Here is a 24,329-nt window from a genome sequence, read left to right as displayed (position 1 = left end):
CGGCAGTTGTGTGTGGGGTTGTTGTGGGTCTGTTACCGGACTCACACGTGTGTGCGCGGCCCTGGACGCACCCGGTAGCGTGAGCCGACGATTCCGTAGGTCCATCAGTAGGAGTCCCGGTGACGCAAAGCGGACAGGGTCCGGAGCCGCAGTATCCGGCGGTACGGCCCACGCACGAAGGTGTCGTGCTGCCCGCGGAGGGTGGCGTGGAGACCGGCCCGGCCGCAGGCCCGGCCGGAGGCCGGCCGTGGGGCGGCGCCTGGGGTCCCGGTGGGGCGCCGCAGGGGCAGCCCCTGCCGCCCGCGCAGCCGCTGCCGCCGGAGGCCGTGCCGGGCGGGGCCGCGGACATGCAGGCGACGCAGTACATCGCGCCGGTCCCGCCGCAGGGTGCCCCGCCGTCCGCCGGACCGGGGCCGATGCCGGGCGCCATGCCCGCGGCGAACGGGGACATACCGGGCTCGCATCCGCTGTCGTCGCACCGTCCCCCGGAGGGCGGCTACGGCTTCCCGCCGCAGGGCGCCCCGCAGAGCGGCTACGGCTACCCTCCGGCCGCTCCCGCGGAAGGCGGCTACGGATACCCGCCGGCGGCTCCCGCGCACAACGCCGGGGACATGCAGGCGACCCAGCACATCCCGCCGGTCGCCGCGGCGCAGGGCGGGCCGGACACGCAGTTCCTCGGCACCGGGCCGCTGCACCAGCAGCAGGGCGCTCCCGCCCAGCCGGCCGGCGCCTCCGACGCGACGCAGTACATCGCTCCCGTACCGCCGCAGATGCCCGGCGAGCGGCAGCCGCCCGCCGAGTTCGACAACCTCTTCCGCAGCGGCGCCACGCAGCACCTGCCGCAGCAGCACGCCCAGCCACCGCGGGCGCAGCAGCCGTACAGCCCCCAGCCGTCCCCGCAGCAGCAGTTCCGGCAGCCCGCGCAGCCGTCCCCGTTCCAGGGCGCGTACCAGCAGGACGCCTACCAGGACGGCTATGACGACGAGCCCGAGCCGCGCCGCCGGTCGCCGCTGGCCCTCATCGCCGCCGTCGTCGTCGGCTGCGCGGTCGTCGGCCTCGGCGCCGGCGCGCTGCTCAGCGGCGGGGACGACGACAAGAAGGAGCAGGGCCCCGGCCAGAACGTGGTCGCCTCCTCCGGAACCCCGTCCCCCGGCGCGACGGAGAAGGCCGCCGACCCCGCGGAGCCGCAGGCGAAGGCGCTCGACAAGCTCCTCGCGGACAGCAACAACAGCCGTGACGCGGTGATCCGCTCCGTCGAGGCCATCAAGCAGTGCAAGAACCTCGACCAGGCCGCCACCGACCTGCGCGGCGCCGCCCAGCAGCGCCGGGACCTGGTGACCCGGCTGCGGGGACTCTCGGTCGACCAGCTGCCGGACAACGCCGCCCTGACCGCCGCCCTCACCAAGGCGTGGGAGGCGTCGGCCGCCGCCGACGACCACTACGCCGCCTGGGCGGACCAGATGAAGCCCAAGAAGGCGTGCAAGGGCGGCAAGGCCCGCAGCACCAGCCAGACGGTGGCGGCGACGAAGAAGAGCGGTGAGGCGACGACCGCCAAGCGTCAGGCGGCCACGCTGTGGAACCCGACCGCCACGAAGTACGGACTCCCGCAGCGGACTCCCACCCAGCTGTAGGAGAAGGGGAGTCGCGGCCCTCCCCCTGCGTGGGGAAGGGCCGGCACGCTTCCTAGGGGGCGCCGAGCACGGTGGCGCCGACGTCGACGAAGCCGGGCTTCTGCGCCACGAGCCGCCCCTCGCGGACCACTTGGAAGGTCACCTCGTGGTTGACGATCCGGGGGAAGCGCGGGGCGCCGAGCATGTCCTCGTAGTGCCAGCGCAGTTCGGGGGTGAGACCGCCGGTGTCGATCCGGACTCCCTGGTCGAGGGCGTGCGAGACCGCCGCCGGTGTGATCGTGTCCTTGTCGAGCGACTCGATCACCTGCCTCAGGACGGTGTAGGCGATCCAGGTCGTCTGCACCCCCGCGTCTGCCGGGTCGACACGGTTGTCGGCGAACGCGTGCTCCTTGATCACCTTGCGCATCGGCCCCCACCGCGCGTCGTTCGCCTCCGGGTACCAGCCGGTGACGTAGGCGCCCTCGAAGGGGCTGTGCGCGCCGCCGGTGCGGTCGATGACGGGCTGGCTGACGCTGCCGAGGACGGAGGAGATCCGCACGTCCTCGCCGCCCTTCCCGCCGTCCCCGTCCCCGCTCCCGTCTCCGCCGCCGTCCTCGACGGTCTCCCCGTCCGCGGGCAGGCGCCGGAAGGAGTCGAAGAACGTCTGGGTCCGCTCGCCGAGGACCGCGGCGACGCAGCCCTCCTCGCGGCCCGCCCTGGCCCGGGCCCGGCCCGCCTGCTCGGTGTACTCGGCGGCGTCCTCCAGCGCCGGGATGTCGGCGGCGTCCTTGTGGCGGCCCTTGCTGAGACCGGAGTTGAGGAGGTCGGGCAGCTTGTCGCCGGCGAGCGTGTCGGGCCGTACGAGGGAGACCTTGCGGCAGGACTCGGCCAGTTGCATGCCGTGGCCCGCCATGAGGGACGCCTGGCCGCCGTTCACCGGGTAGGAGAGCGGGCTGGTGAACTCGTCCTCGGAGATCCCGTAGCCGCCGATGTACGGGATGCTCGCCGCCTCCAGCGGGGCCATGAAGGCCCGGCCGTTCTGGCTGTAGGAGCCGACGACGGCGACGACGCCCTCGCGGACGGCCCGGCGCGCGCAGGCCGCGGCCCCGGCGGAGGTGTTCTGCTCGTTGCAGGTGAGGATGCGCAGCTCGTGGCCGTCGATGCCGCCGTTGGCGTTGACCCAGCGGGCGTAGGCCTGGGCCATGGCGGGCATGCCGGGCTGGTTGGTGGCGCGGGTGCCGTCCGGGGCCCAGGTCATCACCGTGACGGGCTCCCTGGATCCACCCGTGATTCCAGGGAGCACGCCACACCCGGTGAGCAGCGACGCCCCGGTCGTCGCCGCAGTGACATATGCGAGGAGTGAGGTCAGTCGCCTACCGGTCATGACCATGCACAATTCCGCCCCACGGGTAACGCAGAAGTGAGCGGGGTTCAACGCGGGGTGACGCGAAGGTGAATTGCGGGGGTCGGCGACGGCCGGGGAGGGGCCCGGTCCGCCGATCTTGGAAGGGAACGTACGATCGAAACGTGTCCAGTCCAGTCTCAGGTTCGGTGAACTCTTCCCGTCGCGGCCGTCGCTCCTCCACCATGGGCGGCATGCCGCTCAACGACATGCCGTGGTGGCGCTGGCGCAGCAATGTGCGCTCGGCGCTGCACATGCTTTCCGATCCCGAGTTCCACGAGACGGTCTGGCTGGCCGGCCTCGACGGGTACGGCGACGTCACCGACGCCGTCTACCGCCTGGTCGAGGACACCTGGCTCGACAACTGGTCCGCCGAGAAGTACGTGGGGACGATCTTCCGCGACTCCGGTGAGGCCGCGCTCGTGGACGTGGCCGTGCTGCGGGTGCTGCGGATCATGCACCAGGTGGGGCCCGACGCGCCGTTCTCCGCGTACATGGAGCACCACGGGTGGCCGGAGGCCGTGCGCGCCGCCCGCGAGGCCCACGTACGGATGGCGTCGGCGGACGCCGAGGACCCCGACACGCCCCCGCGCTCCCTGGACGTGCTCCGTATCATGACGCGGTCCGCCTGACGGACGGCGACCCTGCCGCCGCGGCGGGGTGTGGCACCCTACGGGGATGACCGACCAGTACGTCCTCACGCTTTCCTGCCCGGACAAACAGGGCATCGTGCACGCCGTGTCGAGCTATCTCTTCATCACGGGATGCAACATCGAGGACAGCCAGCAGTTCAAGGACCGGGACACGGGTCTCTTCTTCATGCGGGTCCACTTCTCGGCGGAGACGCCGGTGACCGTGGAGAAGCTCCGCGCGAGCTTCGCGGCGGTGGGCGACTCGTTCGAGATGGACTGGCACATCAACCGGGCCGACGAGCGCATGCGGGTCGTGCTGATGGTGTCGAAGTTCGGCCACTGCCTGAACGACCTGCTCTTCCGCTCGCGCATCGGGGCGCTGCCGGTGGAGATCGTCGCGGTCGTCTCCAACCACACGGACTTCGCCGAGCTGGTGGGCTCGTACGGCCTTCCGTTCCGGCACATCCCGGTCACGAAGGACACCAAGTCGCAGGCGGAGGCCGAGCTCCTGGAGCTGGTCCGCGAGGAGAACATCGAGCTCGTCGTCCTCGCCCGCTACATGCAGGTGCTCTCGGACGACCTGTGCAAGCAGCTGTCGGGCCGGATCATCAACATCCACCACTCCTTCCTGCCGAGCTTCAAGGGCGCGAAGCCCTACCACCAGGCGCACGCGCGCGGGGTGAAGCTGATCGGCGCGACCGCCCACTACGTGACGGCCGACCTCGACGAGGGCCCGATCATCGAGCAGGAGGTCGAGCGGGTGGGCCACGAGGTCTCCCCGGACCAGCTGGTGGCGATCGGCCGGGACGTGGAGTGCCAGGCGCTGGCCCGCGCGGTGAAGTGGCACGCGGAACGCCGCATCCTGCTGAACGGCCGCCGCACGGTCGTCTTCGCGTAACCCGGCGGCGCCCCGCCGCAGGGCGGGGCGCGCCACGGCCGGCCCGGCTGTGGGTACGAGGCCGGCGCCCTCCGGCTACAGGCGGCTCAGCGATGCCGCCGCGAAGAGGACGTCACGGATCGCCTCGCGGTCGCCGTCCTGCCCCGCCGCCGCTTCCTCCGGCGGCACATGGCCCGCCACCAGCTGGCAGAACTCGACCCCGTCCATCGCCACCTGTGCCACCGCGTGGTCGGGGGAGCCGAGGGCGGCCGGGGAGTCCAGGGCGATGTACCAGTGACCGCCGCCCGAGCCCTCGACCTCCAGATGGAGCGAGCGGCCGGGCGCGCCCGCCGTCACGAGATGGCGCGGCGGGGACGCCAGCCCCGCGCGGCGCCGGTCGGCCAGCGCCGCCGGAAGCAGCCGGGCCGCCAGGTCGATCATGCCGTGCAGATGCGCCCCGCTCGGCGGCTCGTACGGATACGCCACCGCGTTCGCGATGTCGTCCGCGTGCACCCAGCACTCGAAGGCCCGTTCCAGGAGCGAGTCCCGCATCGGCAGCGCGAAGTCGCCGTACGTCACCGTCAGATCCGCGACGCCCCGCCCGGCGAACGACACCGTCCGGATCAGCGTGTGGCTCTGCTCCCGCCACGGCTCGCGCACCCCGCGCGTCGGCGGGTGGTACGAGCCCTGCCAGTACGTCTCCGTCCGCTCCGTCGGCGACACCTCCGTGGCCGCAGGCCCCAACGGGTCGCCCAGCCCGAGCGCCGTCGACACCAGGCCGTCCACGGTCAGCAGATGCCCGATCACCCCGGCCACCGTCGTCTTGCGGCTCACCGGGCGCTCGCCCTCGAACCACTTCAGCCGCACCGGCGCATGCCACTCCGACTCGCCGATGTCCCGCAGCAGCGCGTCGAGCCGGGCGGTCTCCGCGTCGTACGACGTCGCCCAGGCGGGCACCGGGATACGGGCGGGGCGCCGGCCCAGACAGTTCTCCAGCACCCGGGAGCGCAGCAGCGGATCGAGGTCCAGGTCCCGCTCGGAGTGCAGCAGCCCGACGGCGTCGCGCAGCCGCAGCGCCTCGTCCGCGCACGCCGCGCAGACGGTGAGGTGGTCCTCGACGGCCTGGGTCTCCTCGGCCGAACACGCCGAGAGTGCCCACGCCCCGAGCAGGGACTTGAGCACACTGTGCGGCGGCACGACCGGTGGAGGCTCCGGCGGAGGAGCGGGCTCCACGGCCGCCGCGTTCGCGACCGCCTCGGGCCGACCCGTCAGGTCCGCGTGGTCGTCCGCGGCCGATCGCGGTCCCGGTATCCGCGGAGCGCGCGCGACCTCGTCCGGGTCGCCGTTCGCCCCGGTCACAGCGAGCGTCCGTAGCCGGGCGGTGAGGTGCCCTCCAGAGGGCGGGTGTTCGCCGTCGACAGCAGTTGCAGCCCGAGCCGCAGCCGGCGCCGCGCCTCGTCCTCCGTCACCCCGAGATCGGCGGCGGTCTGGCGGTAGTCCCGCCGCTGGAAGTACGCCAGTTCCAGCGCCGCGCGCAACGGCGCCGGCATCGACGTCACGATGTAGTCCGCGCGGGCGGCGACCGACGCCCGGCGCACCTTCTGCTCCAGCTCCTCCGCCGAGCCCTCGCCGGTCTCCGCGTACGCCGTCGCCTCCGTCTGCCGCAGCCGGTGCACGGCCTGCCGCTGGGTCAGCTTCGCGACCCACGAGCGCATGTTGCCCTGCTTGGGGTCGTAGGCGTCGGGGTTCTCCCAGATGTAGCCGAACACCTCGCGGGTGACCTGGTCGGCCGCGCTGTCGTCGTCCAGCACCCGGTGGGCCAGGCTGTGGACGAGGGAGGCGAAGCGGTCGTAGAGCTCTCCGAGCGCGGCGGCCTCACCGCGCGCGAGCCGCTGCTGCATCCTGCGGTCCCAGCGCGGTGGTGTGTCCTTCGCCATACGAAGCCCTCCGGAGCTCTTCGACTGCCCTCCCGACCCGAGTTCCCATCCAAAGTAATGCGCCGGACAGGCGGCGCACCCGCCTTTGCGGCAAGTACCCCCGCGCGAGGTCCGGTGATGGTAGGGAAAGCGTCACCTTTCATCCGGGGTGTTTCGTTCTTCCGTGGCGGGGCAGCGGGAGGAGACAGGAAGCACTGCCTCCGTTTGAAGGGCGCTAGTCGTGACGCTCCACGTCGAGGAAGACGAGCGGGACCCCTGGACCGTGCTGCGCATCCAGGGCGAGCTGGACCTGGTGACGTCACCGCTGGTCCGCAGACGCGTCCACGACGCGGTCGCGGGCGGCCGGCGCGACGTGGTCCTCGATCTCTCGGGGGTGCTCTTCTGCGACTCCAGCGGCGTGGGCGTGCTGATCGCCGCGCGCCGTCTGATGCGCTCCTGCGGCGGCCGCCTGCGGGTCGTGCTGCCGGCTCGCGGCGCGGTGGAGGGCTCGCACGTCAACCGTGTCCTGGCCGCGCTCGGAGTGCGCCGGCTCTTCGAGGTGTACGCGGACGCCACCGACGCGCTCGACGAGCACGCCCGGCCCCTGCCCGTGGACACCCTCGTCGGACAGACCACCTCCGTGCCGGCCCAGCCCGTCCGCCACCGGAGCCATCAGGCGCGCCGTCTCTCCGCGTAGCGGCCCGGCTCCACACGGCCGCCCCTCTCGGCACGAGGGCCGCCTTCGACGTACGCTCCGCCCATGGAGCCCAGGGAACCCGAGCAGGACCAGGACACCGGACAGCTCTACCAGCGCCGGATCGCCCGCCGTTTCTCCGCCTTCGACCAGGACGGCGACGGGACGATCTCGCGCGAGGACTTCAGTACGGCGGCGAAACGGCTGCTGACGGAGTTCGACGTGCCGTTCCGCTCCGACCGCGGACAGGCGCTGTGCGACGGCGCCGAGGCGTTCTGGCAGGGCATGGCCGGGATCGCCGACGTCGACGGGGACCAGCGGGTCAGCCGGGCGGAGTTCGTCGGCGGCGCGGTGAAGCGGCTGCACGACCACCCCGAACGCTTCGCCGAGATCGCCCGGCCCTTCCTGCACGCCGTCCTCGCCATCGCCGAGACCCCCGCCGGAGTGGAGCGCGCCCTGCTGGCGCTCGGCGTCGACCCGGAGCCGGCGGCCATGAGCGTCCGGGCGCTGCCGGCCCTCGACTCCGGCCGGATCGACGAGTCCGCGGCGGTGACCGCCTTCGCCCACTACTTCATGACGGAGTGACCCGGCTCCCGGAGTAGCGCTCGCGCAGCTTGTACTTCAGGACCTTGCGCAGGGTCTCGTTGCGCGGCAGGGCCTCCACCACCTCCAGTTGCTCCGGCAGCTTGTGGACGGAGAGGCCCTCCGCGCGCAGGAAGCCCGTGACGGCCTCCAGGGTCAGCGGCGCGGCGCCCGCCGGCTGCTCGATCACCGCGCAGACGCGTTCGCCGCGCTCGGGGTCGGGGAGGCCGACGACGGCCGCGTCACCGACCGCCGGGTGCCGGTGCAGCAGGTCCTCGATCTCCTTGGCGGAGATGTTCTCGCCCTTGCGGATGATGATGTCCTTGATCCGGCCCGTGAGGACGAGGTGGCCGCTCGGGGTCACGTGCCCCACGTCACCCGTGATCAGGAAGCCGTCCTCGTCGAAGGCGGCGGCCGACTGCGCGGGATCCAGATATCCCCGGCAGACCGCCTCGCCGCGCAGCCGGACCTCGCCGCCCTCGGAGATCCGTATCTCCATGCCCTCGGGCGGCCGTCCCTCCGTCGTCGCCAGGTTCTCCGCCGTGTCGTCCGGCGCGCCCATCGTGATCATGGGGACCTCGGTCATCCCGTAGCCGTGGGTGAGCTGGCAGCCCATCTCCCGTACGACGGAGTGGTAGATCTCCGGCGGCTTGGGCGCGCCGCCGCCGGCGAGCAGGCGGAGGGTCGGGATCAGCTTCCGGCCGGGCTGCTTGCGCTGCTCGGCGAGGAACATCGAGTAGAAGGCGGTCGACCCGCCGGCCACCGTCACGCCGTGCCTGCGGTACTCCGCCAGCGCCTCGGGCAGCGCGAACTGCTCGAACATCACGGCCGGGAAGCCGTAGAGCAGCAGCATCACCGTGTAGTCGGGCCCGGCGATGTGCGCGTACGGGAAGGCCATCGAGCCGATGTCGTCCTCGCGCAACCGCAGCGCGTGGGCGAGGCAGGAGCCGCCCGCGATCAGCGAGCGGTCGGTGTGCAGCACGCCCTTGGGGTCGGAGGTCGTCCCCGAGGTCCAGTAGATCCACCGCACGTCGGTGCCCTCGGCGGGGGGCGGCGGCAGGACGGCCGGGTCGCCGTCCGGCAGCGCGTCGTATGCCTCAAAGATCCCGCGCGCGCCGAGCCGGCGCGCCATCTCCGTGTGGTCGAAGCCGCGCCACACCCCGGGTACGGCGAAGAAGTCGGCCTTGGACTCGCGCAGCGCGAAGCCGACCTCGCGGTCCCGGTAGAAGGGGATGACCGGGGACTGCACGGCTCCGACACGGGCCAGCGCGAAGGAGAGGACGGCGGTCTCGATCCGGGTCGGCAGCTGCCAGGCCACGACCGTGCCGGGCCGCACCCCCATCCCGTACAGCCCGGCGGCGCACCGCTCGGCGCGGTCCCGCAGCTCTCCGAAGGTCAGGGCGCGGTCCCCCTGGAGGAGGACGGGCCGGTCGGGGGTGAGGGCGGCACGCCGCTCGACGAGCTCCCAGAGGGTGCGGGAGGTGCCCAGGGTGTGTGCGATGTCGGTCACGACGATCCCCTCTCCGTCCACACCTGACGCCCAGTCAGATTGCCTGGAGAGCGTAGAGGCCCGCTGCTTGTCGGTCCAGGGGTCGGGAGCTAGCCTGAGACCGATCGGTATCTGACGGGTCATCAGAAATGCGGGAATGGGAGAGGGTCTCATGACGGAACTTCCGCGGATCATCAGCGTCGACGACCACGTGATCGAACCGGCCCATCTCTTCGAGACCTGGCTCCCGGCCAAGTACCGGGACCGAGGGCCCCAGCCGCTGACCGCCGGGATCGGGGAGCTCGCCTACGTCGGCGGGAAGTACCAGATCACGATGGACCCCGACGGGCCGCCGACCGACTGGTGGATCTACGAGGACCTCAAGTTCCCGTACAAGCGCAACATCGCCGCCGTCGGCTTCGACCGCGACGAGATGACCCTGGAGGGCATCACCCGCGCGGAGATGCGGCGCGGCTGCTGGGACCCCGTCGAGCGGCTCCGGGACATGGACCTCAACCACGTCGAGGCGTCCCTCTGCTTCCCCACCTTCCCCCGCTTCTGCGGCCAGACCTTCGCCGAGGCCAAGGACAAGGAGGTCGCCCTCGCCTGCGTCCGCGCCTACAACGACTGGATGGTCGAGGAGTGGTGCGGGGACAGCGGCGGCCGGCTCATCCCGCTCTGCATCATCCCGCTCTGGGACATCGACCTGGCCGTCGCCGAGATCCGGCGGAACGCCGCGCGGGGCGTCAAGGCGGTCACCTTCTCCGAGATCCCGACCTACCTCGGCCTCCCGTCGATCCACTCCGGCTACTGGGACCCGTTCTTCGCGGTCTGCCAGGAGACGGGCACGGTCGTCAACATGCACATCGGCTCCAGCAGCCAGATGCCCGCCGCCTCGCCCGACGCCCCGCCCGCCGTCCAGGCGTCCCTGAGCTTCAACAACGCGATGGCCTCGATGATGGACTTCCTCTTCAGCGGCGTCCTGGTCAGATTCCCGAGGCTGAAGCTGGCGTACAGCGAGGGCCAGATGGGCTGGATCCCCTACGCCCTGGAACGCGCGGACGACGTGTGGGAGGAGCACCGGGCATGGGGCGGGGTGCGGGACCTCGTCCCCGAGCCGCCGTCGACGTACTACTACCGGCAGATCTTCTGCTGCTTCTTCCGCGACAAGCACGGCATCGCCTCGCTCGACGTCGTCGGCCGGGACAACGCCACCTTCGAGACCGACTACCCGCACGTCGACTCCACCTTCCCGCACACCAAGGAAGTCGCCCTCGACCACGTCAAGGGACTCGACGACGAGACGGTCTACAAGCTCATGCGCGGCAACGCCATCCGCATGCTGGACCTGGGCATCGTCTGATGGACCTCGCGTACGACGAGAAGGAGGAGGAGTTCCGGTCCCGGCTGCGGGAGTGGCTCGCACGCGTCCTGCCGACCCTGCCGCCCCGGCCCGACCCGCTGGACTGGCCGGGGCGGCGGGCGTACGACTGCGGCTGGCAGCGGCGGCTGTACGACGCCGGGTACGCGGACGTCCACTGGGATGCCTCCCCGACCCAGCGGCTCATCTTCCTCGAGGAGACCGAGCGGGCCGGGGCCCCCTACGTGGGCGCCAACTTCGTCGGGCTGCTGCACGCCGGGCCGACGATCGCCGCCGAGGGGACGCCGGAGCAGCGGGAGCGGTGGCTGCCGCCGGTGCTGCGGGGCGACGAGGTGTGGTGCCAGGGCTTCAGCGAGCCGGACGCCGGCTCCGACCTGGCCTCGCTGCGGACGAGGGCGGTGCGGGACGGGGACGCGTACGTCGTCACCGGCTCCAAGATCTGGACCTCGCACGCCGAGGTCGCGGACTGGTGCGAGCTGCTCGTGAGGACGGACCCGGGGGCGTCCTCGAAGCACCGGGGGATCAGCTGGCTCGCCATGCCCATGGACGCGCCGGGCATCACCGTCCGGCCGCTGCGGACCCTCGCCGGGTCGACCGAGTTCGCCGAGATGTTCCTCGACGAGGTCCGCGTCCCCGTCGCCAACCGGGTCGGCGACGAGAACGACGGCTGGCGCGTCACGATGGTGACGCTCTCCTTCGAGCGCGGAACGGCCTTCGTCGGCGAAGTCGTCGCCTGCCGGCGGGTACTCGCCGAACTCGCCCGGGCGGCGCGGGAGAACGGCACCTGGGACGATCCGGTGATCCGGCGCGGGCTCGGCCGGCTGAGCGCCGAGTTCCGGGCGCTGTGGCGGCTCACCCAGTGGAACGTCAGCGAGGCGGAGGCGACGGGCGGGGTGCCGGGGGTCGGCGGCTCGGTCTTCAAGCTCCGGTACTCGCACGCGCGGCAGGAGCTGTACGACACGGCGGCCGCCGTTCTCGGCCCGGACGCGCTCGACCTCGGACGGGAGTGGAACCTGGACCGGCTCTCCTCGCTCTCGTACACGATCGCCGCCGGAACCAGTCAGATCCAGGCGAACATCGTCGCCGAGCGCATTCTCGGCCTGCCGAAGGGGCGATGAGAGGTGGTGGTCTCGTGGACTTCCGGCTGACGGACGACCAGAAGGCGCTGAAGGCGGGGATGCGGGAGCTGCTCGCGGGGCGCTTCGACAGGGACGCGCTGCGGGCCTCCGTCGAGCGCGGCACGCTCGACCGCGGGCTGTGGCGGGAGCTGGGGGCCGCCGGCTTCTTCGCGCTGCGGCTGCCGGAGCGGGAGGGCGGTGTGGGGCTCGGGCTGCCGGAGGCGGTCCTCGTCTTCGAGGAGGCGGGGCGGGCCCTGCTGCCCGGACCGCTGGTGGCCACCCATAGGGCGGCGGGCACCGTGGAGGGGGCCGCGGAGGGGGAGGTGGTGGTGGCCTCCGTCGACGGGGGGCTCGTCGAATGGCTCGACGAGTCGGACGCGGTTCTGGGGGACGCCGCCGGGGCGGTTCCCGTCCGGTCCGTCGATCCGCTCACGCCGCTGCACCGGGTGCCGGGGCCCGCGGGCGGGACCGCGTCCGGGGTGGAGGGTCTGCTCACCGCCGCCGAGCAGGTCGGCAGCGCCGCCCGCACGACCGAGGCGGCCGTCTCCTACGCGCGCGCCCGAGAGCAGTTCGGGCAGCCGATCGGGGGCTTCCAGGCGGTCAAGCACCTGTGCGCGCGGATGCTCGTGCGGACCGAGGTCGCCCGGGCCGCGGTCTACGCCGCCGCCGTCACCGGTGACCCCGTCGAGATGGCCGGGGCGAAGCTGCTCGCCGACGAGGCGGCGGTCGACTGCGCGCGGGACTGCCTCCAGGTGCACGGCGGGATGGGGTTCACCTGGGAGTCCGATGTGCACCTGCATCTGAAGCGGGCCTGGGTGAGGTCGCGGCGCGGTCCGTCGAAGGCGCAGGCGGAGGAGGCGGAGGCGGCCGCCTTGTAGCAGGACGTTCACGGAGCGTCGATATCGGGTTGTGTCCTTCGGCCGGTCCGTCACGGCCCGGAGTCGGGCTCCCGCTCCGGTACGCTCCGTGGGATGCGAGTGCTTGTGGACCCGGATCGACCCGGTGCCGCCGATGCGGCGGCTCCGGATCGGGCGATGCCCGCCGCTCGTACCCCGTGGAGGCGCTGGGCGCCCTCCTGTTCGACTCCCCGCAGCGTGCGTCGCACAGTATGGACCATGCGTACTCCTTCGCGCTGGAATATGCCCGAAGCGCTTGTTGCGGTGACTGTACGTCAACCATGCTGTCTCACAGGGGAATCACGGTCCGTGAGGACGTCGATGGCTGTGAGGCGCGAGGCGATGTGTCCGCCGGTTCGGATGGTGTGAGCGGTGCAGGTGCTTCAGGTTCAGTTGGAGGTCGGGCCGGACCCGGCAGAGGTGGGACGCGCTCGGCGATGGGCGCGTTCGAGGCTCGCCGGATCGGGCATAGGGGATGACGAGCCGCTGGCCGAGACGCTGGTGCTGCTCATCTCCGAACTCGTGACCAACGCCGTGGTGCACACGGGCTGTCCCGCCGTGCTGAGGATGCTGTTCGGCGCGGGCTGTCCGGAGGCCGGAACCGTGCGGGTGGAGGTCGCCGACACGAGCGACCGGCCGCCGATGCCGCGCCACGCGCAGGGCGAGGACACCAACGGACGCGGCCTGGAGCTGGTGGACGGTCTGGCCGACCGGTGGGGCTGGCAGCGTGAGGGCGTCGGCAAGAGCATCTGGTGCGAGGTGGACCGTGGGGCGCCCAAGGAGCCCTCGGTCGCCACCCCGGCGGCCTCGGTGCACTGTTGACGGTTCGTGGCGTTTTGTTCACCCTGGGGTGAGCGATTCGACGTGAGGGGACGACGAGGGCGCATCACGCCGCCCTCGACGAGTGCGGGTCGTGTCCAGGGTGGCGGCGGCCGTGCCGTGCTCGGGGCGCGCGCGAGCGCCGCCACCCGCGTACGACCACCGCGACCCCGCAGGCCGTCCCGAGCCTGCCGGTTCTCCGGATCCCGCCGGTTCTCCGGATCCCGCCGGTTCTCCGGATCCCGCCGGTCCTCCGGATTCCGTCGGCCCTCGGAGCGCCGCCGGTTCAGAGGATCGCCACCGGAGCCACGGGTGTGCCCGTACCGCCCACGAAGGGCTCGGGCATCGCGGAGAGCAGGAACGCGTACCGCCCGCTCTGTGCACAGGCTGTGGACAGGTCCTCCAGATTCCAGTTCTGCCCCTGGAGCATCCCCATCTCGACGAGGTCGAGGGCGTGGACGGGCAGCCAGAGGTTCTCGATCTCGGGCGGGAAGATCTCGAAGGTGAGCGTGTCGTTGGCGACGGCGGCGACATCGCGGGCGTGGAACCACTCCGGCGTCCGGAGGGAGAGGCCGGGGGAGGGGAACGCGTAGGCATGCTTGTCCCCGGCGAGGTACTGCCGTATCTGTCCGGTCCGTACGAGGACGATGTCGCCGGCCCGGACGGTGACGCGGCCGAATTCCGCCGCCTCGTCGAGGTCTTCGGGGGTCACGGCGTGGTCGCCGGGCAGCCGGTCCAGTCCCTTCGCGGCGGCCACGTCGAGCAGGACGCCCCGGCCGACGATGTGGCGGGCGGTGTGGATGCCGCTGAACTCGGACCGGCCGTGCGGGGTGATCGTGGTGGCGGGGCGGCCGTTGTAGATCTTGCCCGAGTGCGAGACGTGGGTGAGGGCGTCCCAGTGGGTGGCGGCCTGGAGGCCGAAGGTCACCGCGTCGTCGCTGGTGGCGACCGTGCCGGGACCGAAGAGCTCCTGGTTGACCTGGACCATGACGTGCAAGGGGTTGACCCGGCCCGGGATCATGCCCGTCTGGACGCCGTCCTGCCGCAGGTCGAGGGCGAGGGGGACGCGCCGGCCCGAGCGGACGGTCGCGACGGCGTCCCGCACGACCTCGTCGGTGATCAGGTTGAGGGTCCCGATCTCGTCGTCCCGCCCCCAACGCCCCCAGTTGTTGACGCGCTTGGCGATGTCGTGGAACTCGACGGGAAGCTGCGAGGGAACTGACATCGGGGCCTCCAGGGTCTTGTTTTCCGGTATCTGACGGACCGTAGAATCCTGTCGACGAACGAATCTAACGGACCGTCAGAAAATGCGGGAAGGGGCCGGGCGTGGGGAACTTCTTGGCAGGCAAGGTCGTCGCCGTGACGGGCGCGGGGCGGGGCATCGGGCGCGCGGTCGCCCTCGCGTGCGCGGCCGAGGGGGCGAAGGTCGTCGTCAACGACTACGGCGTCTCCATCGAGGGCGGGGAGCCCACGTCGGAGGTCGCGCTGTCGGTGGTGAAGGAGATCGAGGCGGCGGGCGGTTCGGCGGTCGCCGTCGCCGACGACATCTCGACGATGGCGGGCGGCCAGCGGATCGTGGACGTGGCCCTGGCGGAGTACGGGCGGATCGACGGGGTCGTGTGCGTGGCGGGCATCCTGCGGGAGCGGATGCTCTTCAACATGTCCGAGGAGGAATGGGACCCGGTCGTCGCGACCCATCTGAAGGGGACGTTCACGGTCTTCCGCGCGGCGTCCGCGGTGATGCGGAAGCAGGGCACGGGGACGCTGATCGGCTTCACGAGCGGCAACCACCAGGGATCCGTGGCACAGGCGAACTACTCGGCGGCCAAGGGCGGGATCATCTCGCTGGTGCGGTCGGCCGCGCTGGGCCTGCACAAGTACGGGGTGACGGCGAACGCGGTGGCGCCGGTGGCGCGGACGCGGATGTCGGCGAACGTCCCGATGGAGCTGAAGGAGATCGGCGAGCCGGAGGACGTGGCGGCGCTGGTGGTCTACCTGCTCTCGGAGCGGGCGCGCGCGGAGAGGATCACGGGCCAGGTGTACACGATCGCGGGCCCCAAGATCGCGGTCTGGGCGCAGCCGCGGGAGCTGCGGTCGGGGTACGCGGAGGGCGGCGCCTGGACCCCGGAGCGCATCGCGGACTTCCTGCCGGGGACGGTGGGCGTGGACCCGATGCCGATGCTGGCGCGCCTGGAGGAGATGGCGAAGGCCGCGGCGGAGGGCGCCCGGCCGAACGGCTGACCGCGCCGGGGGTGTCCGCTCCGGGCGCCCCCGTACGACGAGGTTCGCCCCCGACCGCGCGACGGACAGAAGGAGCACGCACATGAGAGGCGTCGTCTACGACGGCAAGCAGGTCCAGGTCGTGCACGATCTGGAGGTTCGGGATCCCGGTCCCGGGGACGTGCTCGTGCGCGTCGCCGCCGCCGGGCTCTGCCACAGCGATCTCGCCGTCATCGACGGCACGATCCCCTTCCCGGCCCCCGTCGTCCTCGGACACGAAGGCGCCGGAGTCGTCGAGGCCGTCGGCCCGGGGGTCACCCATGTCGTCCCCGGGGATCACGTCGCGCTCTCCACGCTCGCCAACTGCGGAGCCTGTGCCGACTGCGACCGTGGCCGGCCCACCATGTGCCGCAAGGCCATCGGGATGCCCAAGCAGCCTTTCTCCCGCAGCGGTTCCGGCCAGGCGCTCTACCAGTTCGCCTCCAACTCCTCCTTCGCCGAGCGGACCGTCGTCAGGGCCGTTCAGGCCGTGAAGATCCCCTCGGACATCCCGCTCACCTCCGCCGCCCTCATGGGCTGCGGAGTCCTCACCGGCGTCGGGGCCGTCCTCAACCGTGCCAGGGTCGACCGCGGCGAGACCGTGGTCGTCATCGGCACCGGCGGCATCGGGCTCAACGTCATCCAGGGCGCGCGGATAGCCGGCGCGCTCACGATCGTGGCCGTCGACACCAACCCCGCCAAGGAGGAGACGGCCCGTCGTTTCGGCGCCACGCACTTCCTCGACTCGGCCGCGTCCGTCCGCGACATCCTCCCCACCGGCGCCGACCACGTCTTCGAGTGCGTCGGTCACGTCGGCCTGGTCAGGCAGGCGATCGACCTCCTGGACCGGCACGGCCAGGCGATCCTCCTCGGCATGACCGCGCCCACCGCGGAGGCGAGCTTCCCGCCCGCGGCGATGTTCCTCGACAAGTCCATCCTCGGTTGCCGCTACGGCTCCTCGCGTCCGCAGAAGGACATCGCCCTCTACGCCGAGCTCTACCGCGAGGGCCGCCTCCTGCTCGACGAACTCGTCACCGCCACGTACCCGGTGGAGGAGTTCGCACGGGCGACGGAGGACGCCGAGCAGGGCAAGGTGGCACGGGGGGTGCTGACCTTCTAACGGGAGGCGTGGCCGCGAGGCCGCGGATACGGTCATGGTCATGGCATACCGCGACCTCGTCACCCGTCCCGTCCTCGTCTGGTCGGCCGTCGCCGTCGCCGCCAGGATGCCGGTCGCCATGGCGCCGCTCGCGCTCGTGTTCCTGGTGCGTGAACTGCCCGGCGGCTACACCCTGGGAGCCGTCCTGGCCGCCGCGTACGTCCTCGGCGAGATCGTCGCCGCCCCGGTCCTCGGCATCCGCCTCGACGCCGAACGGGCCAGACCGCACCTCGCCGTCGGGCTCGTGGTCGGAGCGCTCGCCTTCACCGGCCTCGGCCTCGGGCTCGCCGGGACCGTCCACCCCGTCGTCCTCGGCGCCCTCGCCTTCCTCGCGGGCGCGGGCCCCGCCGCCGCGCCGGGCGGCCTGCGCGCCCTGCTGACCGGCATGGTGCCGGAGAAGGCCGTCACCCAGGCTCTCTCCCTGGAGTCCGTCCTCACCTTCGGGATCTGGGCCGCCGCCCCCGCCCTCGCGACCGGCCTCGCCCTCGGCGTCGGACCCGGCGTACCGCTCCTGCTCCAGGGCGGGTTGATGGCGGCCTCCGTCGCCGGGCTGTGGGCCCTGCCCGCCGGATGGCGGGTCGAGGCGAAGGGCTCCGGCGGCGAGCCGATGCGCCGCGTCCTCGTGCGGGCCTGGCCCGTCTACGTCACGGGCGCGGCGAGCCTGACCCTGCTCGCCCTCGCCGAGCTGATCCTCCCGGCCCTCCTGGAGCAGCGGGCGATCGGGATCGGCTGGGCGGGGCCCCTGCTCGCCGGATTCTCGATCGGCTCGGCGGTCGGCGCGTTCGTCTACGGGCTGCGCGGCGGCTGGCCCGGGTCGCTGCCCGTGCAGAGCGCGCTCCTGATCCTGGGCGTCTCGACGGGCGTCGTGCTCGTCGCCGTGCTGCCCTGGACGGGCGCCATCGCCACCGCCCTCGTCCTCGCCGGACTGCTGCAGGCCCCGGCGATGCTCACCCGCAACCTGGCCCTCCGCCGGATGCTGCCGCCGGAGGCCCTGGCCGCCGGGTACTCCGTGATGTACGCGGCCGTCGGCGCCGGTTACGCGGCGAGCGGCACCCTGGCCGGCGGCCTGCTGAAGGTCGTCGCACCGTCCACGGCGATCCTCTGGGGCGTCGCCCTCACGCTGCTCCTGACCGCGATCGGCGTGGTGGGCGAGTGGCGCCGGGTGCGCCGGGGCGCGTGGCGTGCGGCGGAGGCGCCGGAGGGCGGCCCGGCCGGTGGCGGTGACGGTGTCCGTGGGGCCGCCGGTGGCGGTGGCGGTGACGGTGACGGGGTCCGTGGGGCCGCCGGTGCCAGTGGCGGTGACGGCATCCGTCGCAGCGCCGCTACCGGTGACGGTGCCGATCCGTCCGCCCGGCCGGCTAGCTCGCCGCCGCCCCCGTCCGGAACGTCCGCCGGTACGTCGTCGGGGTGACGCCGATCGCCGTCTGGAGGTGGGACCGCAGCGACTGGGGCGTGCCGAAGCCCGCGTCCCTCGCGACCTGGTCGACCGGCAGGTCCGTGGACTCCAGGAGGTGGCGGGCGCGTTCGACGCGCTGCCGGGTCAGCCACTGGCCGGGGCTGATGCCGACCTCCTCACGGAAGCGGCGCGTGAACGTCCGTACGCTCATCGCCTCCCGTACCGCCAGGTCCCGCAGCTGGATCGGCTCGTGCAGATGGGTCAGCGCCCAGGCCCGCGCCGAGGTCGTCGTCGCCGTCCCCGCCTCCGGGAGCGGGCGGGCGATGTACTGGGCCTGCCCGCCGTCCCGGTGCGGCGGTACGACGGTCCTGCGGGCCACCTCGTTGGCGACGGCGCTCCCGTGGTCACGGCGCACGATGTGCAGGCACAGGTCGAGCCCGGCGGCCACGCCCGCCGAGGTCAGCACGTCCCCGTCGTCGACGAACAGCACGTCCGCGTCGACCCGTACCTTCGGGAACAGCCGCTGGAAGTGCGCGGCCGAGGCCCAGTGCGTGGTGGCCGGCCGCCCGTCGAGGTAGCCGGCGGCGGCGAGCACGTACCCGCCGGTGCAGATGGACACGAGCCGGGTCCCCGGCCGGATGTGGGCGAGGGTGGCCGCCAGTTCGTCGGTCAGCCGGCCCTCGTCGTGGACGGGACCGAGTTCGTACGAGGCGGGGACGACGACGGTGTCCGCCGTCGCGAGCGCCTCCGGGCCGTTCTCCACGTACACGGCGAAGTCCGCGTCCGTCGGGACAGGGCCGGGTACCGGGGCGCAGGTCACGATCTCGTACAGCGGCCGACCCCCGGCGTCCTTGGCGCGGCCGAAGATCCGGTGGGGAATGCCCAGCTCGAAGGGGAGGAGGCCGGGCAGGGCGAGGACGGCGATGCGGTGCGGCACGAGAAATCCCCTTTGTGGTCCAGACCACTTGCTGCTAGAAGTCGGATCCGTGACGACGGACAAGCAGGCGGACGGGCGAGCGGACGTGACGGCGGACGGACAGGTGGACGCACCCGCGGACGGACGTGCGGAGCGGTACCCGTACAAGTCCGGGGGCCCTGAGCGCATTCCCGGACCCAGCGGGGCTCCGGCGCTCTGGAACCGTAACTTCCGGCTCTTCTTCGTGGCCCGGGCCGCCGCGGTCTTCGGCGAGGGCATGGTGCCCGTCGCCCTCGCCGCCGGTCTGCTCGGCGCCGGGCACCCCGGTTCCTCCGTCGGCTACGCGCTCGGCGCCTGGATCGGGCCCTTCGCCCTGTTCGTCGTCGTCGGCGGGGTTCTCGCGGACCGGTTCACCGCCCGTCGGATGATGATCCTCGCCGATCTGGTGCGCCTGCCCGGCGCGGCGGTCCTCGCCGTCTCCTTCGGCCTCGGCGGCCCGCCCCTGTGGGCGGTGTACGCCCTCAGCGCCGTCAGCGGCATCGGCGCCGCGCTCTTCCAGCCCGGCGTCGCCTCGACGATCCCGCGCATCGCCCCCGACGTGCAGCGCGCCAACGCCGTGCTGCGGGTCGTCGAGTCGCTGATGACGATGGCCGGCCCGGCCGCCGCCGGAGTGCTCGTCGCGCTCACGGGCGGCGCGGCGGCCGCGTTCGGCCTCAACGGCGCGACCTTCGCCGTCAGCGCGGTCTGTCTCACCCTGACGCGGCTGCCGTCGACCCCGTTCGACTCGGTGCGGCGCGGCTCGCTGCGGGCCGAGATGGTCGTGGGCTGGCGGGAGTTCACCGCGCGCACCTGGCTGTGGGGCGTGATCGCGATCTGGACGGTGTACGGGTTCACGGTCGCGGGGCCGATGGTCCCGTTGACGGCGACCCTGGTGACCGGGGACCACGGCTCGGCGACGTACGGCGTGCTGATGGCGGTCGCCGGCGCCGGCAACGCGGCCGGCGGGCTGCTCGCCCTGCGGCTGCGGCCCCGCCGTCCGCTCGCGGCGGGCGCGGTCGCCCTGCTCGGTCTCCCGGTGAACCTCGTCCTGCTGGCCTCGGGGGCGCCCGTCGCGCTGCTCGGGGCGGGGCAGTTCCTGGGCGGGGCGGCGTTCGCCTTCTGGCTGGTGATGTGGTCGACGTCGGTGCAGACGCACGTGCCCCAGGACGCGCTCAACCGGATGCACGCGTACGAGGTGGCCGGCTCGCTCCTGATGATGGCCGCGGGCCGGGCGCTGGCGGGTCCGGTGGCGGAGGTCGTCGGCACGGAGGAGGTCCTGCTGGCGGGTGCCGGGTTCGCGGTGCTGGTGGTGGTGGCCCTGGTGGTGGTCCGGCCGATCAGGACGCTGCCCCGGGCGTAGCCCCGTGGACGGCTCGGAGGGCGGACCGTGGCCCGATCCTTGTCAAAGCTGTCATCCGGGCCAGTGGTGGGCGCGGAGTCCGGTCACGATGCTGTGTGACGTGACCCAGACAACCGAGACCCCCGCGACCGTCGGCGAGAAGCCGACGCGTACTCCCCGTGTCCACCGCGCCTGGTTCGTCGCGGCGGTCACCTTCGTCACGATCATCGGCGCCGCGGGCTTCGCCTCGCTGCCGGGCCTGCTGATCGAGCCGCTGCACGGCGAGTTCGACTGGTCGCGCGGCACGATCGGCTTCGCGGTGTCGGTGAACCTCGCGCTGTACGGCCTCACGGCGCCGTTCGCCGCGGCCCTGATGGACCGGTTCGGCATCCGCCGGGTCGTCGCCGTCGCGCTGAGCGTGATCGCGCTCGGGTCCCTGCTGACCGTCTGGATGACCGCGTCCTGGCAGCTCGTCCTGTACTGGGGAGTCCTCGTCGGTCTCGGCAGCGGCACGATGGCCCTGGCGTTCGCGGCGACGGTGACGAACCGCTGGTTCGTCGCCCGGCGCGGTCTCGTCACCGGCGTCCTCACGGCGGCCGGCGCCTCGGGCCAGCTGGTCTTCCTGCCCCTGCTGTCCTGGCTGGTCGAGAACCACGGCTGGCGCCCGGGCGCGGTGACCGTCGCCCTCTCCGCCCTCGTGATCGTCCCCTTCGTCTGGCTGCTGCTGCGCGACCACCCGGCGGACGTGGGCCTCGCCCCGTACGGCGGCACGTTCGCGCCGAAGCCCGTGCCGGTCACCGGCGCGGCCCGGCGGGCCGTGACGGTCCTCCTCAAGGCGGCCCGGACCGGGCCGTTCTGGCTCCTGGCCGGCACCTTCGCCATCTGCGGCGCCTCGACGAACGGTCTGGTCAGGACCCACTTCGTGCCCGCCGCCCACGACCACGGGATGCCCGTCACCGCGGCGGCCTCGCTGCTCGCCGTCATCGGGGTCTTCGACGTCGTCGGCACGATCGCCTCCGGCTGGTTCACCGACCGGTTCGAAGCCCGCCGCCTGCTCGCCGTCTACTACGCGCTGCGCGGGATCTCGCTGCTCTTCCTGCCCGTGCTCCTGGCGCCGTCCGTGCACCCGCCGATGGTCCTGTTCATCGTCTTCTACGGTCTGGACTGGGTGGCCACGGTCCCGCCGACGATCGCCCTGTGCCGTGAGCACTACGGCGAGGACAGCGCGATCGTCTTCGGCTGGGTCCTCGCCTCCCACCAGGTGGGCGCGGCGGTGGTCGCCTTCGCGGGCGGCGCGGCGCGGGACGTCTTCGGCTCCTACGACGTCGTCTGGTACGCCTCGGGCGCCCTGTGCGCGGCGGCGGCGCTGATGGCCCTGGTGATCCGCCGCCGCGAACCGGCCTCCCCGGTTGAGGTCGCCTAGCCGCTGAACCGGCCGGTCCAGGTCGCCTAGCCGCTGAAGCGGCTGAACCGGCCGGTCCAGGTCGCCTAGCCGCTGAAGCGGCCGAACCGGCCCCGGTGGAAGAGCAGCGGTTCGCCGTCCTCGTCGCGGGTGCCGAGGGCCTCCACCCGGCCGACGACGATGAGGTGGTCGCCGCCCGTGTGGACCGTGGCGACCGTGCAGTCGACCCAGGCCGGGGCCCCGGCGAGGCGCGGCGAGCCCGTCACCGGGGCGTCGTCGTACCCCACGCCCGCGAACTTGTCGGCCCCGCTCCTCGCGAACCCAAGGCACAGCTCCCCCTGGTCCGCGCCGAGGATGTTGACGCAGAAGGCGCCGGCGTGGGCGATGCGGGGCCAGGTGGTCGACGTACGGGCGACCATGAAGGCCACCAGGGGCGGGTCGAGGGAGAGCGAGGCGAAGGACTGGCAGGCGAAGCCGGCAGGGCCGTCGGGGCCGGGGGCGGTCACCACGGTGACACCGCTCGCGAAGTGCCCGAGGACGCGCCGGAACTCGGCCGGGTCGACGGGCAGCCGCTCGTCCTCCCGTACCGCGCGGAGGCGGGGCCCGAGGAGTGGTTCGACGGCCGTGGGGGATCCGGCCGACCTGAGGTATCGGACGGCGGTGGCCGCCATCCCAGCATGTCCCATCACACCCCCCATTGAAGGTGACGGTTCGTCAGATGGGAAGCCGTGCGGCGAGGTCGGCCCGTCCGCCGCATGGCGGGTACCGGGCCATGGCGATCGGGTGAAGTGGTCGAGGCGCCCGTAATCGCCTCCTCACCCGGTGCGTTGCCGACGTGCCGGAGTCCGGTGACCGTGCCGCTGCCGAGCAGTCCGAGCAGGTCGCGACGGACCCTCACACGACAGGAGACGTACATGGTCACGCACACGCTCAGGCACCGGATGTCGGCCGTCGGCACCGTCCTGGGGCTCGGCCTCGGACTGCCGTTCGCCTTCGGGGTCACCCCCGCCCACGCGGCGGCGGTGTTGGAGGTCACGAAGACCCACACGGGCGACTTCGCCCGGGGTGGGGCGGGCACCTACCGGATCACGATCACCAACGGCGGCGACGAGGAGAGCAACGCGACGACTTTGGTGGACACATTGCCGCCAGGGCTCCAGATCAGCCTCGTGAACATCGGCGCGAACACGGTAGCGGTCGGCTGCACCTGGGACGATACGACGGTCACGTGCAAAAGCGACCCGATCGGCGTCTCCGAGGGCTACTCCATCGACGTGTCCGTCTCGGTTGCCGACGACGCTCCCTGCAGCCTGACCAACACCGCGACCGTGGTGGACGACGAGACCAGCGCCTCGGCCAGCGCGAGTGACCCCACGACCGTCACCGGCGGGGACTGCGACGACGACGGGAACGGGGGCCTCCTGTCGATCCTCCCCGTCAACCTCAACGGCGTCCTGCCGATGTTCAACAACATCAGCACCAACAACAACATCAACAGCCCTGGCGCCACCAACACCACCGGGCAGAAGTTCAGCCTGACCGCGCCCTGACCGCGCCCTGACCGCGCCCTGACCCTCGTGCGGCTCGGCGGCCCTCGGTACGGGGGTCTCAACGCCCCTCGTACCGAGCCGTCCGCCGTTCCACGAAGCTCGCCACGCCCTCGTTGGCGTCCCGGGTCGTCATGTTGATCTCCTGCGCCGCGGCCTCCGCCGCGAAGGCGGCGGAACGGTCCACGTCCAGCGAGGCGTTCACCAGCTGCTTGGTGAGCGCCAGCGCCCGCGTCGGGCCCTGCGCCAGCCGCTCGGCCCATTCGCGGGCGGTCTTCTCCAGCTCCTCCGCCGGAACCACCCGGTTCACCAGGCCCAGCTCCCGGGCCTCCTGAGCCGTCACCGCGTCGCCGAAGAACATCAGCTCCTTCGCGCGCTGCGGGCCGATCAGCCGGGGCAGCAGGTACGCCCCGCCCCCGTCCGGCACCAGTCCCCGGCGTACGAACACCTCGATGAACCGCGCCGGCTCCGCCGCCAGCACGAGGTCGCAGGCGAACGCCAGATGGGCCCCGATCCCCGCCGCCGTCCCGTTCACCGCCGCGATCACCGGCTTCTCGCAGTCCATGACCGCCCCGATGAACCGCTGCGCGCCGAGCCGGATCGTCCGCGCCACATCCCCCGCCACCCGCTCGCCGGCCGCGGCCGGGGCCCCTCGCAGGTCCGCGCCCGCGCAGAAGCCCCGCCCGGTCGCCGTCAGCACCACCGCCCGTACCCCCGGGTCGGCCGTTGCCTCCCCGAGGAGCGTGATGATCCGCTCACGCTGGTCCCAGGTCACCGCGTTCATCGCCTCGGGCCGGTTGAGCGTGATCCACGAGACGCCGTTCCCGACGGAGTGCAGCAGGTCGTCCACCAGGGC

At 72.6% G+C, this 24,329-nt stretch carries 22 protein-coding genes and 1 pseudogene; 15 read left to right on the top strand and 8 right to left on the bottom strand.

All coding sequences use genetic code 11. From position 1 onward, the window contains the following. Positions 1 to 119 precede the first annotated feature (119 nt). Entirely contained in the window at positions 120 to 1,631 is a 1,512-nt protein-coding gene (locus AB0D99_RS19085; protein WP_362362919.1) for a hypothetical protein, read from the top strand. A 52-nt stretch (positions 1,632 to 1,683) separates the two neighbouring features. On the opposite strand, the gene AB0D99_RS19080 is transcribed toward AB0D99_RS19085, so the two are convergent. After that, positions 1,684 to 2,994: an ABC transporter substrate-binding protein gene (locus AB0D99_RS19080; protein ID WP_362362916.1), complete on the bottom strand. Its 1,311-nt coding sequence runs from the start codon at positions 2,992 to 2,994 to the stop codon at positions 1,684 to 1,686. Positions 2,995 to 3,197: 203 nt separating this feature from the next. Between AB0D99_RS19080 and AB0D99_RS19075 the strand changes: the two genes are divergently transcribed. Then, positions 3,198 to 3,644 carry a hypothetical protein gene (locus AB0D99_RS19075; RefSeq protein ID WP_362363012.1) on the top strand — a complete coding sequence of 149 codons (447 nt, stop codon included), beginning with the start codon at positions 3,198 to 3,200 and terminating at the stop codon, positions 3,642 to 3,644. 46 nt (positions 3,645 to 3,690) lie between these two features. Continuing rightward, positions 3,691 to 4,542: a formyltetrahydrofolate deformylase gene (gene purU / locus AB0D99_RS19070; protein WP_362362913.1), complete on the top strand. Its 852-nt coding sequence runs from the start codon at positions 3,691 to 3,693 to the stop codon at positions 4,540 to 4,542. Between the two features lie 75 nt (positions 4,543 to 4,617). On the opposite strand, the gene AB0D99_RS19065 is transcribed toward purU, so the two are convergent. Together AB0D99_RS19065 and AB0D99_RS19060 are read right to left on the bottom strand one after the other, a co-directional pair. Continuing rightward, positions 4,618 to 5,880 carry a maleylpyruvate isomerase N-terminal domain-containing protein gene (locus AB0D99_RS19065; protein ID WP_362362910.1) on the bottom strand — a complete coding sequence of 421 codons (1,263 nt, stop codon included), beginning with the start codon at positions 5,878 to 5,880 and terminating at the stop codon, positions 4,618 to 4,620. Next, positions 5,877 to 6,458, bottom strand: coding sequence for a sigma-70 family RNA polymerase sigma factor (locus tag AB0D99_RS19060; protein WP_362362907.1), 582 nt, complete (start codon positions 6,456 to 6,458; stop codon positions 5,877 to 5,879). The genes AB0D99_RS19065 and AB0D99_RS19060 overlap by 4 nt, the downstream gene beginning before the upstream one ends. Positions 6,459 to 6,678: 220 nt before the next feature. Between AB0D99_RS19060 and AB0D99_RS19055 the strand changes: the two are divergent. Together AB0D99_RS19055 and AB0D99_RS19050 are read left to right on the top strand one after the other, a co-directional pair. Further along, a pseudogene (locus AB0D99_RS19055) lies at positions 6,679 to 7,011 on the top strand (STAS domain-containing protein); the annotation flags it as partial. A gap of 186 nt (positions 7,012 to 7,197) precedes the next feature. Beyond that, positions 7,198 to 7,716, top strand: coding sequence for an EF-hand domain-containing protein (locus tag AB0D99_RS19050; RefSeq protein WP_362362905.1), 519 nt, complete (start codon positions 7,198 to 7,200; stop codon positions 7,714 to 7,716). Here the strand turns inward: AB0D99_RS19050 and AB0D99_RS19045 are convergent. Beyond that, on the bottom strand, positions 7,703 to 9,223 hold the full coding sequence (locus tag AB0D99_RS19045) for an AMP-binding protein (RefSeq protein WP_362362902.1): 1,521 nt from the start codon (positions 9,221 to 9,223) through the stop codon (positions 7,703 to 7,705). The genes AB0D99_RS19050 and AB0D99_RS19045 overlap by 14 nt on opposite strands. A gap of 151 nt (positions 9,224 to 9,374) precedes the next feature. Between AB0D99_RS19045 and AB0D99_RS19040 the strand changes: the two genes are divergently transcribed. From AB0D99_RS19040 to AB0D99_RS19025, 4 genes are all read left to right on the top strand, one after another. Continuing rightward, positions 9,375 to 10,565, top strand: a complete 1,191-nt coding sequence (locus AB0D99_RS19040; RefSeq protein ID WP_362362899.1) for an amidohydrolase family protein — start codon at positions 9,375 to 9,377, stop codon at positions 10,563 to 10,565. Further along, entirely contained in the window at positions 10,565 to 11,701 is a 1,137-nt protein-coding gene (locus tag AB0D99_RS19035; protein ID WP_362362896.1) for an acyl-CoA dehydrogenase family protein, read from the top strand. The genes AB0D99_RS19040 and AB0D99_RS19035 overlap by 1 nt, the downstream gene beginning before the upstream one ends. A 14-nt stretch (positions 11,702 to 11,715) precedes the next feature. After that, positions 11,716 to 12,579, top strand: a complete 864-nt coding sequence (locus tag AB0D99_RS19030) for an acyl-CoA dehydrogenase family protein (protein WP_362362893.1) — start codon at positions 11,716 to 11,718, stop codon at positions 12,577 to 12,579. A gap of 390 nt (positions 12,580 to 12,969) precedes the next feature. Next, positions 12,970 to 13,419, top strand: a complete 450-nt coding sequence (locus tag AB0D99_RS19025) for an ATP-binding protein (protein ID WP_362362890.1) — start codon at positions 12,970 to 12,972, stop codon at positions 13,417 to 13,419. Positions 13,420 to 13,702: 283 nt separating this feature from the next. Here AB0D99_RS19025 and AB0D99_RS19020 read toward each other — a convergent pair whose 3' ends face one another. Beyond that, positions 13,703 to 14,641: a cyclase family protein gene (locus AB0D99_RS19020; RefSeq protein ID WP_362362887.1), complete on the bottom strand. Its 939-nt coding sequence runs from the start codon at positions 14,639 to 14,641 to the stop codon at positions 13,703 to 13,705. A gap of 101 nt (positions 14,642 to 14,742) precedes the next feature. Between AB0D99_RS19020 and AB0D99_RS19015 the strand changes: the two genes are divergently transcribed. The 3 genes from AB0D99_RS19015 to AB0D99_RS19005 all read left to right on the top strand — a co-directional run bounded on the left by AB0D99_RS19015 (position 14,743) and on the right by AB0D99_RS19005 (position 18,245). After that, positions 14,743 to 15,657 (top strand): SDR family oxidoreductase, encoded by a 915-nt coding sequence (locus AB0D99_RS19015; protein ID WP_362362884.1) that lies wholly within the window; start codon positions 14,743 to 14,745, stop codon positions 15,655 to 15,657. Positions 15,658 to 15,739: 82 nt separating this feature from the next. Beyond that, positions 15,740 to 16,795, top strand: a complete 1,056-nt coding sequence (locus AB0D99_RS19010; RefSeq protein WP_362362881.1) for a Zn-dependent alcohol dehydrogenase — start codon at positions 15,740 to 15,742, stop codon at positions 16,793 to 16,795. A gap of 40 nt (positions 16,796 to 16,835) precedes the next feature. Beyond that, positions 16,836 to 18,245 carry an MFS transporter gene (locus AB0D99_RS19005; RefSeq protein WP_362362878.1) on the top strand — a complete coding sequence of 470 codons (1,410 nt, stop codon included), beginning with the start codon at positions 16,836 to 16,838 and terminating at the stop codon, positions 18,243 to 18,245. Here AB0D99_RS19005 and AB0D99_RS19000 read toward each other — a convergent pair. Continuing rightward, positions 18,193 to 19,167 (bottom strand): helix-turn-helix domain-containing protein, encoded by a 975-nt coding sequence (locus tag AB0D99_RS19000; RefSeq protein ID WP_362362875.1) that lies wholly within the window; start codon positions 19,165 to 19,167, stop codon positions 18,193 to 18,195. The genes AB0D99_RS19005 and AB0D99_RS19000 overlap by 53 nt on opposite strands. Positions 19,168 to 19,333: 166 nt before the next feature. On the opposite strand from AB0D99_RS19000, the gene AB0D99_RS18995 reads away from it, so the two are divergent. Further along, positions 19,334 to 20,545, top strand: coding sequence for an MFS transporter (locus tag AB0D99_RS18995; RefSeq protein WP_362363009.1), 1,212 nt, complete (start codon positions 19,334 to 19,336; stop codon positions 20,543 to 20,545). A gap of 88 nt (positions 20,546 to 20,633) precedes the next feature. Continuing rightward, positions 20,634 to 21,947 carry an MFS transporter gene (locus AB0D99_RS18990; RefSeq protein WP_362362872.1) on the top strand — a complete coding sequence of 438 codons (1,314 nt, stop codon included), beginning with the start codon at positions 20,634 to 20,636 and terminating at the stop codon, positions 21,945 to 21,947. A 65-nt stretch (positions 21,948 to 22,012) separates the two neighbouring features. On the opposite strand, the gene AB0D99_RS18985 is transcribed toward AB0D99_RS18990, so the two are convergent. Further along, positions 22,013 to 22,597: a flavin reductase family protein gene (locus tag AB0D99_RS18985; RefSeq protein WP_362363006.1), complete on the bottom strand. Its 585-nt coding sequence runs from the start codon at positions 22,595 to 22,597 to the stop codon at positions 22,013 to 22,015. Positions 22,598 to 22,840: 243 nt separating this feature from the next. On the opposite strand from AB0D99_RS18985, the gene AB0D99_RS18980 reads away from it, so the two are divergent. After that, entirely contained in the window at positions 22,841 to 23,476 is a 636-nt protein-coding gene (locus tag AB0D99_RS18980) for a hypothetical protein (RefSeq protein WP_362362869.1), read from the top strand. A 58-nt stretch (positions 23,477 to 23,534) separates the two neighbouring features. On the opposite strand, the gene AB0D99_RS18975 is transcribed toward AB0D99_RS18980, so the two are convergent. Next, the gene (locus tag AB0D99_RS18975) at positions 23,535 to 24,326 is read right to left on the bottom strand and encodes an enoyl-CoA hydratase-related protein (protein ID WP_362363003.1); all 792 of its coding nucleotides are present in this window, start codon (positions 24,324 to 24,326) and stop codon (positions 23,535 to 23,537) included. Positions 24,327 to 24,329 lie beyond the last annotated feature (3 nt).

This window comes from Streptomyces sp. NPDC047971, from assembly GCF_040653355.1.
GTDB lineage: Bacteria > Actinomycetota > Actinomycetes > Streptomycetales > Streptomycetaceae > Streptomyces.
This window is presented reverse-complemented; position numbering and strand designations above follow the sequence as displayed.